The organism is Streptomyces sp. 2323.1 (genome assembly GCF_900221035.1).
GTDB classification, from domain to species: domain Bacteria; phylum Actinomycetota; class Actinomycetes; order Streptomycetales; family Streptomycetaceae; genus Streptomyces; species Streptomyces sioyaensis.
Genome location: NZ_LT907981.1, coordinates 14,295 through 25,842 on the forward strand (window position 1 = coordinate 14,295; position 11,548 = coordinate 25,842).

Here is an 11,548-nt window from a genome sequence, read left to right on the forward strand (position 1 = left end):
GGCCCCGGCCAAGGGCGACAAAGGCAGCTCGGCGGCCTTCGAGCGGGGCGCTGCGGCGCTGGCCCAGTACAAGGCCCGCGAGGGCCATGTGAAGGTCTCATGAGCCCACGTAGAGACCGTGATGGTCGACGACCAGGAGCACGCGGTGAAACTCGGCGTATTCCTATCGAACACCAAAACCCGCCGCGACAAACTCACCGCAGACGCTCCAAAAACTCGCCAGCATGGGACTGGAATGGGCGTGACGGCATTTCTTGTCGCCCTTGCCACTGCCACGCTCGTCCTGGGCTACGGCCTGAGCCTGGGTTGATCGAGCGGTGCGTTTAGGCCGGCTTGGGCTGTCGCTGCGCCGCATTATGGGGAGCAGGGCCCGGCTCACACTACGGGCCGCTATGCGCTCCGGCCGGTCGGCGGCGACGGGATGGCGCAGCCCCAGCGCGTCATCCCGCCGTCGCCTTCGCCGGTGCGATTGCTGGCCCTGGTATCCGAGCCCCCGGCCGTCAGCTCTGGGCTTGTCCCTCTTCGCCAAGGCGAGCGGTGAACAGTGGCTGGAGCGAGGGGGCTGTTGACCAACACTCGCTGCGGCATCGGTCACCGCTGGATGTCACCGCCGGCTCCAGAGTCCGCCGCTGATCACCACCGGGCTCTTCGGCACGCTTCACTTGCAACGGCCCCGTCAACGCGCAGACTGGTGAGCTCCGCCCAGCACAGGGGTTCGCCAGCCCAGCTGTCACCGTATGAGCAGGCGTGCCGAACTCCGGCCCCGGTACTGGTGTAACCGTGCCTCTTTAGGTAGGTGATGCAGTCCATCTGATCAGCATTTGCCTGAGTAGCAAACGATAGCGAAAGGACACTGGCTGTGACTGCCAAGCATGCGCCCACAGCCACGCTTCGTACGCTCCGTAACATCGACTCCCCCGCTCTTCCTTGTGGGAAATGACCACCAACCTGCGCGCCGTGATCCACAATGTGACAGCTGCCGCCTGACGGTCATTGCTACGCCAGCACCAATTCCCGGCTTTTGCCTGCCCGATGCGATGGTTCAGCATTGCGCCATAAGAATGGCCAATTTCAGGCGAATGGGTAGCGTTTCCTAAGTTATGCCCCCTTCGAACCGCCAGCGTCTCGCTGCGGAGGGCAATAGTTGGCAGCCGGAGTTCTCCTGACACCAGGCAGTCAGGTGGTGGTGGCGCACTCGCATTCGCGGACCTGATGGCCAGTCGGCGCCCCTACGGTCGGCAGCCGGATCGGTCCGGTGCCCGGGCGCTGTCGCTGCCGCGCCCGCCGCACACACTCAACCTGATCAGTGGTGGGTCGGGCCACGGCGGCCGGCGCGCAGCTGGGAAATCCGCGAACCTTGCCGGGCCCTGCCCCGAGAATCCAGCACCACCGCCAGCAGACTCCTCGCCGCCACGAAACCCAGCCATCACCCAACAGCACGGCCCCGATCCGGCTTTGCCGGTCGGGGCCGCACACCGCGTTCGCGGGGGACTTGAACACTCCCTCAACGAGGGAGCAGACATACAGCAACGGGCTGGGCTACGAGCCCCTGGAGCGCGGCGCCGCAAAGGCCGCGGCGCAGGGACGCGGTGGACAGCGTGACCGCGCTGGTGGCGGCGTTGGTTGCGAACGCGGGAGGCAGTCCGGCGTGAGCTGGCGGACTGCCTCCTTTGCTGTGCACCGCCTACCCGATCCATCCGGGGCTACAGCTTCCGCCCGGGTAGGTCGCCCGCGATCCGGTGCGGCGTCACTTCACCCAGCGGTGAGAACGAAGGACGAATCCTTCGCCGTGGGGGTTCACGTTCTTCCCCACGCCTTGCTTGATCAGGTACAGAGGCTGCTTGTAGTTGGCCGCGTTGTAGAACCTGACGCCTTTGAAGCGCCTGCTGATCGAGTCGTTGTAGATCGATTGGGGGAGCCCGAAGGAGCACTTCACGGATCCCCTCAGCCAGTCGGGGTCAGCTGCGCCCCACTCGCACTTCTTTCCCTTACCTCCCGGCTTCGAGTAGACGCAGAGATTTCCTTGGTGACATGACCAGGGTTCGTTCGCGGACGTTTCTGTCGCAGCCGTTGCGGGGACGGCCAGCGTCATGACTGCCATCGTTGACATAGCAGCGGTTAGACCTCTACTGACTCTACGCATGCGGTTCCCCCTTGGGTGAGTCCTGGCAAGATCTCTGAGCGCGCCAGGTTGTCCGGTCTTCCGACCCCATCACCCGTCGGCTGACGCCACAATGACGCCCGCTGAAATTGCGCCATTTTGCACCCCACCACAACGATGCTGACGGGATGCGCACAGAAGCTGACACCACCCGCCAGAATGAGCTTTCCAGGTCGCCGCATCAACTTCCGTATACCGGTTCACTCCATCAACTTCCGTATTGCTGAGTCACTTTCAGCGTTCCGCGGCGAGCCGACCCGGAAAACCGACCCGAAAGTACAGGTTGCAGTGGCGGACGCTGGGAAGTACCTACCGTGAATCGGCCCGGATCCACGTGGGCCACCAGAGCGACATTCGGAGGAATCCCATGCGACAGAAGTTCTCTGCTCGTGCGGTAGGCGTGGCGGCAGGCATCTCTCTGCTCTTGTTTGCCAGTGCACCTACCGCTGAAGCCATTCATGCTCCGGCTTTACCCCCTCCATCCCCGGTGGCTCTGAAGTCCGGTGCTCCGGCAATTCAGGCCAAGAGGTGTTACTACCACAGGGCGAGGATCACGCTGGCCAAGCGGAGTGGGCGTGGGAGGACATATTCCTTCATGGGCTGGATGAAGAAGGGAACGCGTGCGTGCATCGACAAACTTGAACGAGGCGGGCGGTACGACGAATGCGGTGGCGATAACCGATGGGCTCACCTGGCGGGAACCCGTTCATGGGTTGCCGGCATGTGTCTAGAGATGGCTGAGAAGTAAGAAACCTCGATTGCGTTAGGGCCCGTCAGCTCGTTGACGGGCCTAATGCGTTTCAGAGTCGAGGTTCTACTTGCGGTGGCGACGGCGTTGATCCCGCGTTCCTCTGGTCTGCCGGGTAGTCCAGATGAAACCGCCTAGCCTAGGAATGCCGCCGCCTCGCCATGCCAAGGGCCGTCCCGATCCCCAGCATCGCGAGCCCCAACCCACCAAAGAGCAGTGGCCCCAGCCACAGCGAGCCAAACTCGTTGATCCGCGCGTCCTCGGGGGAATCTGCGCGGTACAGCACCTCGACCGACTCGCCCTTCTCACTCGTGGGCGGATTGGAACCAGACGAGCTCTCGAACCTCCTTGTCGTGCCGTCCGCCGACGTGAACTTGACTACCGGGTACGCCACCTCGGGATCGCTGTCGCGGGCCCGCCACTCCAGCGCCACGACGGTGCCCCGGGCACGCTCTGCATCCGCCAGGTACGAGACCGACACCCCCGCCTGGAACAACCCGAGGGGCACAAACACCGCCCCGAGCCCGAACATGATCCGGCTGGGAACAACCCACTTACGCGCCTGAATCTGCATCTGCTCGATCCCCTCAGTTGTCCAGACCCTCCGGGCCGCACGCGCCGGAGGCCCGCCGTTGACGTGTCGCGGGCGGATCGTGTGGTGGTGCGCCCAGCCTTAGTCTCGTGGCGGAATCATGGGAAACGGACCCCAATCGATGTCGGCCGCACTCTCGACCCGCACGCCCTCGAAGGTGACTGTGCCGTCGGTAACCTGCGCCTGGCGGAAGGTCACCTCAGCGCGGGTGAACCGCGCGAAGAGGAAGCTGACCTCGCCGCCGGCGAACTGCGCCCGTTCGAAGGTGACCCTAGGGCTGGCGAATTCAGCGTTCACGAAGGTGATCAGACCGTCGGTGAACTGCGCATCGTTGAAGGTGACCAGGCCGTTGATGAACCGCGCGCAGTCGAAGACGACCCTGCTGCCGGTGAACTGTGCGCAGTAGAAGAACGCGCCGTCGGTGAACTGCACGCCTTCGAAGTCGACCGAGCCGCCAGTGAACTGCGCCCGGTAGAAGTCTCCGCCATCGAAGGTGGCCCCCGTGAAGTCCAGGTCTGCCCCACACCATGTCGTCGGTGCTATTGGGTCTTGGAGGTGGTTACGGATGATCCGGATGATGGTGAGCCGGACTTCCCGTTCACCTGCCTTGAACCCAGTCGGGGTGGGATCGGTCTCGTAGGGCATGCGCAGGTACGCACACAGCACATCGATGCACACCTGGCGCTGCTCGGGCCAGTCATCTGCGAGCCGCGCCATCGCGTACACACCGGCGAGCCGAACGGCAGCCTGCTCATGCCCCAACTGCTCCGAGGCGGTCGAGTACCGCTCGGCGAGCTGGCTCGCATCCGCCCGGTGCGAGTCGCCCTCCGCAAGGAGTTGCTTGCGGTAGGCGTAGATGCCGGCGAGGACGGCGCCGATGAGAGTGATGAGGGTGACGGTGGTCTTGATGACGTCGTTGACGTCGACCGGCTTCCCCGTCCTGTTCTCCGCCGTGAGCAGCGCTTCCGCTCCTCGGTAGAGGCCGTAGGCAAGAGCTCCCACGATGATGAAGACCACGGGAGCGACGAACCATACGGACCACAGGTTCGGTGTGTGGCGTCCCTGTGGCTGCTGACGATGTAAGGGGGTGGGCATGGCGTCGAGCATGGACCACAGAGCCGTAGCCGTGTGCCCTGTTCGATCAGTCTGTAACCGGGCCCGCTGATAGTCCGTCCTCGGCTGACAGCTTCCCGCACCTACATCGGCGCGACTATCGAGGTTGCCCGCGTTCGCGATCATTCCCACCAGGACCTCGGTCACCGTCACCCGCTGAGGTGCAGGCGGTTTGCGCTGGTCGGCCAGCCGGAGAGCCTGGTGATCTGCGAACGGCTGGAGCCGCACCCATGTTGCTGCAGGGGCTGCGCGACGAGGACGAGGAAGGCGAGGAGGAGCAGCCGTCCGCCGGCGACGAGACCGGGGAGGAGGAGGAGCAGGACGAGGCGGCCGAGGCCGCGGTCGCTGCCGGCGGCGGCCGGCGGCGGCCGGCGGCCCACCGACGGTGAGGACGAGGAAGCCAACAAACCAGGTCGACGCGCGCTACTGCCGCCAGGCGGCGGCGCTCTGGTCGAAATCCTCCTTGTAGGCGCGGCGCTGCGTGAGGTCGGATTCGGTCAGTTCCGGGTGCACCGGCGGCTCCTGCGGGGCGGCCCACAGTTGGATCAGGTGGCGTTCGCCGCGGTCGCCGGCGCCGGGCTCGGGGTCTGCGGTGTGGCGGTACAGGCGCATCCGGACCCACACCGGCACCTGGTCGGTGGGCAGCGCGAGCGGGTTGCCTTCGGGTTCGGCTTCTTCGAAGTCACCGGTGCCGAGGATGTAGATGACGGGGGTGTCCTCGGTTGCGTGCAGGCTCATCTCTTCCGCAGGCCCCCAGGCTGGGTCGGTCTCGGGTGGAGGCTGCTCGTCGTGGGTCTGGACAGTGATGGTGATGGTGCCGGTATCGGTGTCAGTGAGGATGTGCGCCGTGTCACTCCCGATGGGCCCGCACCGCCATCCGTACGGCCACTCAGGCGGCCATTCGTAGCCCTCGCCGAGCGCGAGGAGATAGCCGTACTCGCCGGTCTCCGGCGTCAGGGTGGTCTCAGCGATGATCAAGGTGGTAGTCCTCACGCAGAGGGGCACCCCCGGCTCGCGGGGGTGCCCTGTGTTGCCGTACGGCCCAGCCTGTCAGACCGTCAGGCGATGACGTAGAAAGGGTCGTGGTCCATGACGTGCATCGGCCGACGCCAGTTCGTGATCCGGGCGCCCTGAGTGTTGTTCTCGTTCGGGCTCACCCACGTCGTCTCACGCTGCGAGGCGGGCAGCTTCTCGCCGCCCTCGTAGGTTGAGGCGAACGGATACTCGTCACAGTACGTGCGCCCCACCACCCGCATGTCCGGCGGCGCTTTACGGCCCCCGCAGACTGCCCCCCGGTTGGCATTCTTCTTCTTGGTGTTGATCATCCAGCGCAGGGGCTTGCCGCCGTGCGGATCGCCGTAGTGGCCGCCGCGGGCCCGGAGCTTGCGGATCCCGTCATCGATCCACGGGATGCCCACCATCGACACCGCGGTGGGTGCGTCGGTCATGGCGCAGCCGGAGGTGCCGTAGTAGTTATCGCACCTCCAGGTCTCCGACTTGTAGCCGGTCGAGCCGGGGACGTAGCCCGGTTTGGTGAAGCGGAACGTGTACCTGGTCTGGGTCTTCTTGTTGATGCGGCGCTGGCGGATGGGCCCGGTCGTGTAGCTGACGCTGCCTTTGGAGGCCGTGTCGAGCAGGTGCGGCCCGTAGTGCGTCTTCGCGCTGGTGCCGTTCCCGGCCGTGGCGGCGACGGTGACGGTGATGCCCTTGCCTTCGCCGGTGGTGCGGGCCTTGGAGAGCTGGAACTTCTCCCCCCAGTTCACCGACTTCGAGTGCAGCGTCATCGAGTGACGGGCGGTGAACGTGGCCGTGCCGACCTGTCGAGGGACACCGCGGATTACGCGGATGACCTTGACGCGGACGGTGGCCCACTCGCACTCGCTGAACCGGTTGATCGAAATCTGGTTGATCTTGCAGGTGGCGTTCGCCTTCCGCGCCGCCGCCCCGGCGGTGGTGGCCGGTGGAGCGGTCTGCACGGCCGTCGGCGCGATGTCGGCCTGGATCACCGCCGGGCCGGCCGGCTGCGACACGGCCGCCTGTGAGGACACAGCGGACGGGGCAAGTAGCCCGGCCGCCAAGGCCGAGACGGTGAGAGTTCTGGCGATCTGTTTTCGCAACACATTCCCCCTGAGTTGACGAACGGTGGCGCGATACGTAGCCAGCAACTGGCGTGTATTCGCGCCGAGTTGGCGGCATACAAGCATGACGCTCGGGGGGGGCGGCACCCACATACGACGGTCCAGGATTTCCTGTCCGGGGTTTCGGCCACACTGCTGGGCGTGATCACTGACCGAGAAAGCAAGATCGCTAAACGTGATAGTGACACATGAGCATGGTGAGCGATTTGCACGCCTCAATGGCGTTCGTGTCGTTGGATGTGACGGTGAACCGCGTCCACCTGGCACGACTCACGAACTCTCCGGTCGGCGAAACCCCGCACACCGAAGAGCCCCGGCGTCAACGACCACGTGAGCAGACCACGGCCCCCCACCGTCGGGCAGAGCGTGCCCGTGCGCACGCCGGACTGAAGATGTCTCAACAACGACTCACCCACAAGAGCGCTTAGGGCGTTTCTGACGGCTCTTGGACGGTGCCTCGGAGCCAGATGACGATTGCCGACGTCATCGCCTCCTCCTGCGCACCCGGGTGCTGCGGCCGGACAGTGAGGTGTGGCTGTCCGGGCTCAACGCCCTGCGCAAATGGGTCGAAGCCGAAGGGCACGCGCAGGTGCCCATGGACACCGTCGTGCCGCTGTGGACGACCGAGAACGACGGCGTCGGCGACGGCGGCAGTTACGTGCTGGGGGCGTGGGTCAGCGAGCAGCGCCGGGCGTTCCGTGCGGGACGAGCTGGGATTGGGCGGCGTAAGCGAAGGGTGACACCTCGCTCAGCGGTCGATCGGGAGCACCCTGTCCAGGCCGCTGTCGCGCAGGATCTGCTGGATGGTGTCGTCCAGGGTGCTGGCGGCGTCGATGACGGTCTCCAGGGTGTTGGGCAGCAGGTCCTTCTCCCGGTACCAGTCGCGCAGGTGGTCCTCGGTGACGTGCTTGAGGTACTCGGCATCGGGTTTCGTCGCGTGTCGGAGCAGCGTCTGTGTGTAGGGCACGTTGAGGTAGTAGCAGCGCGAGACGCCACGGTGGGCGCGCACCAGGTCCTGGAGCATCGTGCCGTAGCGGTCGGCGTACAGGATGCCCTCCACGACGACGTGGAAGCCGTTGTCCAGGGCGTAGCGAGCGGTGAGATCGATCAGGCCGAAGTTCACAGCCCCGGGCCGGTCGCGTTCGCGCAGGACGATCCGGCGCAGGTTGTCCTGGCCGACGATCGCGAGGTTGCGGCCGAACTTCTCGCGCAGACCGGTCGCGACGGACGACTTCCCCGAGGCGCTGTTGCCGCGGATCACGATGAGGTGTGTGTCCTCGGTTCCCACCATGCCCGGCACGATAGCGGCGGCCTCTGACATGGCCTGCTCTCACTGGGCTGCGGAGTACGGAGGACTGTCTCAGTCGCTCGGCGTCGGCCCTGCGCTCAGCCGCATCCGGGTCTCGTGGAAGTGATCCCAGTTCATGACCAGGCGGAAGCGCTGATGCGTCTCCAGCCGTTCCGCGTCGGCCTGGTCCTGTCCTCGATGCACCTGGGCGTCACCGGCCTCGACGAGTTCCGCGAGGGCGATGCGGACATCGTCGGCATCGCGGCCGGTGGCAGCCGCCAGGCGGTCCAGGGAGGTGAGTACCTCCTGCGGCTCGCCCAGATCATCGACCAGGTACTTGATGAGCCCGTTGACGAGCGGGCCGGTCTTCATCGTCCAGCGGATCTGGTCGAGTCGTTTGGTGAGGTCGGCGCCCAGAGGCAGCAGGTCACCAGGCAGCGGCAGCGCGGCGGGCATGGACCATCGGGTGCCGTGGTGTCTCCTCGCGGCGCGCCAGGCCCCACGTCAGGTAGAGCTCGGACAGGTCCCGCACGGTCGTGGGCACCGGGAAGCCGGCGGCTGTGAGCATGGCGCCGAACGTCTCCCAGCGATTCGCCTCGCATGCTTCGCGTCCCTCCGGCGCCTCGGTGTAGTCCCATTCCTCATCGGGCCACGAGAAGGTGAGGGCGCCGTCGAGGTCGCCGCCGATCATGTCCCAGTGTCCTTGGAAGATCTCCTGCAAGAGGTCGTCCAGGGAGCCGGTGAAATCAGGCTGACTCGCGGTCCCGATCAGCATCGTCAGCGGGAAGCCCTGGCGGGGTAGGACATGGTCCCAGCCCGATGCCCACCAGTCGTTGTGCATCGCCATGTCCCGGCGCGGTCCGGGCACGGACGGGTTGTCAGTCATCCGGTGAACTCTTCCTCGAAAGGTGGCCGAACGCTCGCAGCGTACGCACTGTGATGCGGAGAGCGTTCCTATTCCGGACCGGGGTCGCGCAGCGGGTTGCGGTGGCCGCAGTCCCAGCACTTCACGGTCTTGGGGAGGTTCTCAAATCGGGCGCCGGGGACGCCGAAGGAGCCATCGATGCGGAAGCCGCCGCAGTTGTGGCACGGGGTGGCATGGAAGGGCTGGTCGCAGCGCAGGCAGTCGCCGTCCGCACTGTCCTGATCGAGGCGGGTAACTCGAGTGTCTGCGCTCCCACATCGCACGCAGAATGCTTCGTCGGTCTGCATGGTTCTGGTGTACAGCAGATTCGCGACGACGTTCCCCCTGCTCCGGTCCGGCGCCGCCGGAGAGGCCGGGGCGGCGGTGTCCGCCTGCTTTCAGCAGCGCGGGCAGCGAGCCGAGCGCGCCGCCGCCGAAGCCGCGGCGCACCGCCGGGACGCGGTGGACGGCGTGACCGAGCTTGTGGCGGCGCTGGCCGGCCACCGGCGGGCGATGTGGATGCGAGAGGAAGCGCGACTGTCCGGTGGCGACTGACGCGAGGCCCGCGCCGCCTCCCACCCCACTCGGGCCGCGGTGACCGCGCCCGCCGTCCTGCTGCCCGCCCTGGCCGACACTGCCAAGGCCGCCGCCAACCCACAACGAGGCGGGAGTCGTCTCCACGGGTTACCGCACGATCAGGATCGATGCCCTCGCCCGATTGAACAGCATCGCGTTCAACCAGCCGTGAGGGGTGTGCCGTCGCGGCGGTGGCGCATCGGGGGTGTAGCAGCGGCTCACCCACGCCGATGTGCTCGCGAGCTGCGGGGTCGTTGGACGCTATCCTTCACGGGCCCCTCCTGAATTTGCCCTGAGGTCCGACCCCGGCACCGTTCTGCGTGAAGAAGATCTCCGATGGCTGCCTTCGGCCGTACCACGCCCGCTCCGGGGCGAGCGCTATTGCTCGCTTTGGTGGTAGGCGCGAGCCAGCAGGCCAGCGAATGCAGCGGCTCGCTCCACGCTGTATCGGCCGCCTCGGATTTGGTGGAGCAGTGCGCGGCCTACCTCTTCTGGAGTGAAGCCCTGCTTGGCGAGGTCCTGAACGATTTCCTCAATGGGTGGTGGTGCGTGCCTGGTCGGCCGCTCGTTCACGATTCCGGGCGGGGGGCCGTGAGGGGGAAGAGGCTGCCTGGCGGTGGCAGGAGGCTCGAAGAGGGCTTGCTGGTCTCTGGGAGCGTCTCCAGCCCGTCGGTTACGTAGTTGCATGTGTCGTGGCAGCAGGTGCTCGTCCAGGGGCCTGAGATCAGCCCTAGCGCGAACCAAGACGCTTTGGCCGAACGGCAGTGTGCTCCAAACGTATGTGGCCTGGTTGCCTGCCGTTGGCGTGGCTGTGGGCGTAAGGGCGCCCAGGCCAGCCAGGGCGGGCCCTGTCGGGGTGCGGCCTACAAGGTCGAGCGTGGCCTTGGGGGGGCTCCAGCGCAGCAGGTCAGGGTAGGCGAACGTGGTGGCTTCGCGTCCTTGGGAGATGTCCCACATGCGACGTGCTTCGGCATCGATTACCTGGGCATCTTGCACAGTGCCGGGTGGAGGTCCTGCGGTGACGGCGCCTAGTAGTGCGCCTGCCATGGTGGCGATGGTGTCGGTGTCCGAGCCAAGGGTGTTGGCCGCGAGGATGAGCGCGGCTTCTGGAGAGTCGGCGCAGGCGTGTGCCAGCATCGCGGCGAGGAGGGTGGTGACGGTGCCTGATCCTCGAGTGTCGTCGTTGAAGCCGCCCAGTCGCTCTACCAGGGCTTTGTAGGTTTCCGTTGTCAGGCGTGAGATCGGGTCGAAGGCTTCGAGTGCCGTGCGGCATTCGTTGGCGACGGTGGCGACGGTTGAGCGGAAGTCAGTGCCTGCAGCATCGGTCCATGCGGGTAGCCAGAGGTAGGCGAGTTCGTCGTCTTTGGCGATGATGTCTGGTACTTGGTCGAGCCAGTCGACGGCGGGGCGCCATTGCTTGGGCCCTGGGACCTCGTTCGTGTCCAGAGCATGAGCCAGCAGGACGGCGTGTAGGACAGCGCCCAGGATGCCTCGGAGGTGGCCGTGGGTGCTGACGGCGTTGCGCACCACGTCGCGGGTGAGGGCTTCCCAGTTGGTGAGGTCGCGGGCTGACCAGACGTGGGGCTGGATGCGCATGGCGGCGCCGTTGCCGCCGATGTCGACGTAGCGGGCGGCTTTGGTGGCGAAGATGTTCTGCGACCACTTGGCCTCCACCCGCATCAGGCCGGTGGCTGCCGCTTTTGTGCCGCGGCCGGCGCCGAGGGCGTATGCCTGCCATGCTACGACTTCGATCTTCGCGAAGGCTTCGGCGTCGAATTCGCCGTCTCCCCGAATGGCGCGGGAGGTGGCAAGGCGCAGCTGGGTGTCGTCGGAATAGGCGCCTGCTGGTAGCAGCATGTCGGGCCCGTAGCGTCCGCCGATGCGTCGTTTCCATGGGACGGTAGTGGTGACTTCGTCGTCTCCCGTTCGTCGCCGCACGCCGGCGGCGTGGGTGAGTTCGGTGATGAAGCCAAGTGCGTCTCCGTAGGCCGCCCATTGGGCTGAGCCGCGTACTGCCTCCCATTGCAT

The 11,548-nt window shown here is 66.2% G+C and carries 13 protein-coding genes and 1 pseudogene; 4 read left to right on the forward strand and 10 right to left on the reverse strand.

Annotated elements, in window-relative coordinates:
- The first annotated feature begins 121 nt into the window (after nucleotides 1-121).
- The gene (locus tag CPH93_RS37390; protein WP_096211505.1) at nucleotides 122-310 is read left to right on the forward strand and encodes a hypothetical protein; all 189 of its coding nucleotides are present in this window, start codon (nucleotides 122-124) and stop codon (nucleotides 308-310) included.
- Between the two features lie 1,437 nt (nucleotides 311-1,747).
- Here CPH93_RS37390 and CPH93_RS00050 read toward each other — a convergent pair.
- The 3 genes from CPH93_RS00050 to CPH93_RS00060 form a co-directional block, all read right to left on the reverse strand.
- Nucleotides 1,748-2,092: a peptidase inhibitor family I36 protein gene (locus tag CPH93_RS00050; protein WP_159394920.1), complete on the reverse strand. Its 345-nt coding sequence runs from the start codon at nucleotides 2,090-2,092 to the stop codon at nucleotides 1,748-1,750.
- Nucleotides 2,093-3,048: 956 nt separating this feature from the next.
- The gene (locus tag CPH93_RS00055; RefSeq protein ID WP_096211507.1) at nucleotides 3,049-3,483 is read right to left on the reverse strand and encodes a DUF3592 domain-containing protein; all 435 of its coding nucleotides are present in this window, start codon (nucleotides 3,481-3,483) and stop codon (nucleotides 3,049-3,051) included.
- A 99-nt stretch (nucleotides 3,484-3,582) separates the two neighbouring features.
- Nucleotides 3,583-4,608 carry a pentapeptide repeat-containing protein gene (locus CPH93_RS00060; RefSeq protein ID WP_159394921.1) on the reverse strand — a complete coding sequence of 342 codons (1,026 nt, stop codon included), beginning with the start codon at nucleotides 4,606-4,608 and terminating at the stop codon, nucleotides 3,583-3,585.
- 236 nt (nucleotides 4,609-4,844) lie between these two features.
- Here CPH93_RS00060 and CPH93_RS35620 point away from each other — a divergent pair, with 236 nt between their 5' ends.
- Nucleotides 4,845-5,003, forward strand: a complete 159-nt coding sequence (locus CPH93_RS35620) for a hypothetical protein (RefSeq protein ID WP_159394922.1) — start codon at nucleotides 4,845-4,847, stop codon at nucleotides 5,001-5,003.
- 34 nt (nucleotides 5,004-5,037) lie between these two features.
- Here CPH93_RS35620 and CPH93_RS00065 read toward each other — a convergent pair whose 3' ends face one another.
- Both CPH93_RS00065 and CPH93_RS00070 read right to left on the reverse strand, forming a co-directional pair.
- The gene (locus tag CPH93_RS00065) at nucleotides 5,038-5,592 is read right to left on the reverse strand and encodes a hypothetical protein (protein ID WP_197708725.1); all 555 of its coding nucleotides are present in this window, start codon (nucleotides 5,590-5,592) and stop codon (nucleotides 5,038-5,040) included.
- A gap of 80 nt (nucleotides 5,593-5,672) precedes the next feature.
- Nucleotides 5,673-6,845 (reverse strand): NucA/NucB deoxyribonuclease domain-containing protein, encoded by a 1,173-nt coding sequence (locus tag CPH93_RS00070; protein WP_231977101.1) that lies wholly within the window; start codon nucleotides 6,843-6,845, stop codon nucleotides 5,673-5,675.
- Nucleotides 6,846-7,281: 436 nt separating this feature from the next.
- Between CPH93_RS00070 and CPH93_RS36500 the strand changes: the two are divergent.
- A pseudogene (locus CPH93_RS36500) lies at nucleotides 7,282-7,449 on the forward strand (helicase associated domain-containing protein); the annotation flags it as partial.
- 51 nt (nucleotides 7,450-7,500) lie between these two features.
- Here CPH93_RS36500 and CPH93_RS00080 read toward each other — a convergent pair.
- From CPH93_RS00080 to CPH93_RS00090, 4 genes are all read right to left on the reverse strand, one after another.
- Nucleotides 7,501-8,073, reverse strand: coding sequence for an AAA family ATPase (locus CPH93_RS00080; RefSeq protein ID WP_096211509.1), 573 nt, complete (start codon nucleotides 8,071-8,073; stop codon nucleotides 7,501-7,503).
- A gap of 39 nt (nucleotides 8,074-8,112) precedes the next feature.
- Nucleotides 8,113-8,496 carry a DUF6042 family protein gene (locus CPH93_RS36505; RefSeq protein ID WP_231977102.1) on the reverse strand — a complete coding sequence of 128 codons (384 nt, stop codon included), beginning with the start codon at nucleotides 8,494-8,496 and terminating at the stop codon, nucleotides 8,113-8,115.
- Nucleotides 8,468-8,926: a DUF6042 family protein gene (locus CPH93_RS36510; RefSeq protein WP_231977103.1), complete on the reverse strand. Its 459-nt coding sequence runs from the start codon at nucleotides 8,924-8,926 to the stop codon at nucleotides 8,468-8,470. Before CPH93_RS36510 ends, CPH93_RS36505 begins: the two co-directional genes overlap by 29 nt.
- Before the next feature lie 68 nt (nucleotides 8,927-8,994).
- Nucleotides 8,995-9,252, reverse strand: coding sequence for a hypothetical protein (locus CPH93_RS00090; protein ID WP_231977104.1), 258 nt, complete (start codon nucleotides 9,250-9,252; stop codon nucleotides 8,995-8,997).
- A 7-nt stretch (nucleotides 9,253-9,259) separates the two neighbouring features.
- On the opposite strand from CPH93_RS00090, the gene CPH93_RS37160 reads away from it, so the two are divergent.
- Nucleotides 9,260-9,499, forward strand: a complete 240-nt coding sequence (locus CPH93_RS37160; RefSeq protein ID WP_159394923.1) for a hypothetical protein — start codon at nucleotides 9,260-9,262, stop codon at nucleotides 9,497-9,499.
- A gap of 399 nt (nucleotides 9,500-9,898) precedes the next feature.
- Here the strand turns inward: CPH93_RS37160 and CPH93_RS00100 are convergent, their stop codons facing one another.
- Nucleotides 9,899-11,548 (reverse strand): ADP-ribosylglycohydrolase family protein, encoded by a 1,650-nt coding sequence (locus tag CPH93_RS00100; protein ID WP_231977105.1) that lies wholly within the window; start codon nucleotides 11,546-11,548, stop codon nucleotides 9,899-9,901.

Bases quoted from the DNA above. Each gene is read 5' to 3' on its own strand.
- CPH93_RS37390 (WP_096211505.1), top strand. From the start codon at position 122: ATGGTCGACGACCAGGAGCACGCGGTGAAACTCGGCGTATTCCTATCG.
- CPH93_RS00050 (WP_159394920.1), bottom strand. From the start codon at position 2,092: ATGACGCTGGCCGTCCCCGCAACGGCTGCGACAGAAACGTCCGCGAAC.
- CPH93_RS00055 (WP_096211507.1), bottom strand. From the start codon at position 3,483: ATGCAGATTCAGGCGCGTAAGTGGGTTGTTCCCAGCCGGATCATGTTC.
- CPH93_RS00060 (WP_159394921.1), bottom strand. From the start codon at position 4,608: ATGCTCGACGCCATGCCCACCCCCTTACATCGTCAGCAGCCACAGGGA.
- CPH93_RS35620 (WP_159394922.1), top strand. From the start codon at position 4,845: ATGTTGCTGCAGGGGCTGCGCGACGAGGACGAGGAAGGCGAGGAGGAG.
- CPH93_RS00070 (WP_231977101.1), bottom strand. From the start codon at position 6,845: ATGTGGGTGCCGCCCCCCCCGAGCGTCATGCTTGTATGCCGCCAACTC.
- CPH93_RS00080 (WP_096211509.1), bottom strand. From the start codon at position 8,073: ATGTCAGAGGCCGCCGCTATCGTGCCGGGCATGGTGGGAACCGAGGAC.
- CPH93_RS36505 (WP_231977102.1), bottom strand. From the start codon at position 8,496: ATGCCCGCCGCGCTGCCGCTGCCTGGTGACCTGCTGCCTCTGGGCGCC.
- CPH93_RS36510 (WP_231977103.1), bottom strand. From the start codon at position 8,926: ATGACTGACAACCCGTCCGTGCCCGGACCGCGCCGGGACATGGCGATG.
- CPH93_RS00090 (WP_231977104.1), bottom strand. From the start codon at position 9,252: ATGCAGACCGACGAAGCATTCTGCGTGCGATGTGGGAGCGCAGACACT.
- CPH93_RS00100 (WP_231977105.1), bottom strand. From the start codon at position 11,548: ATGCAATGGGAGGCAGTACGCGGCTCAGCCCAATGGGCGGCCTACGGA.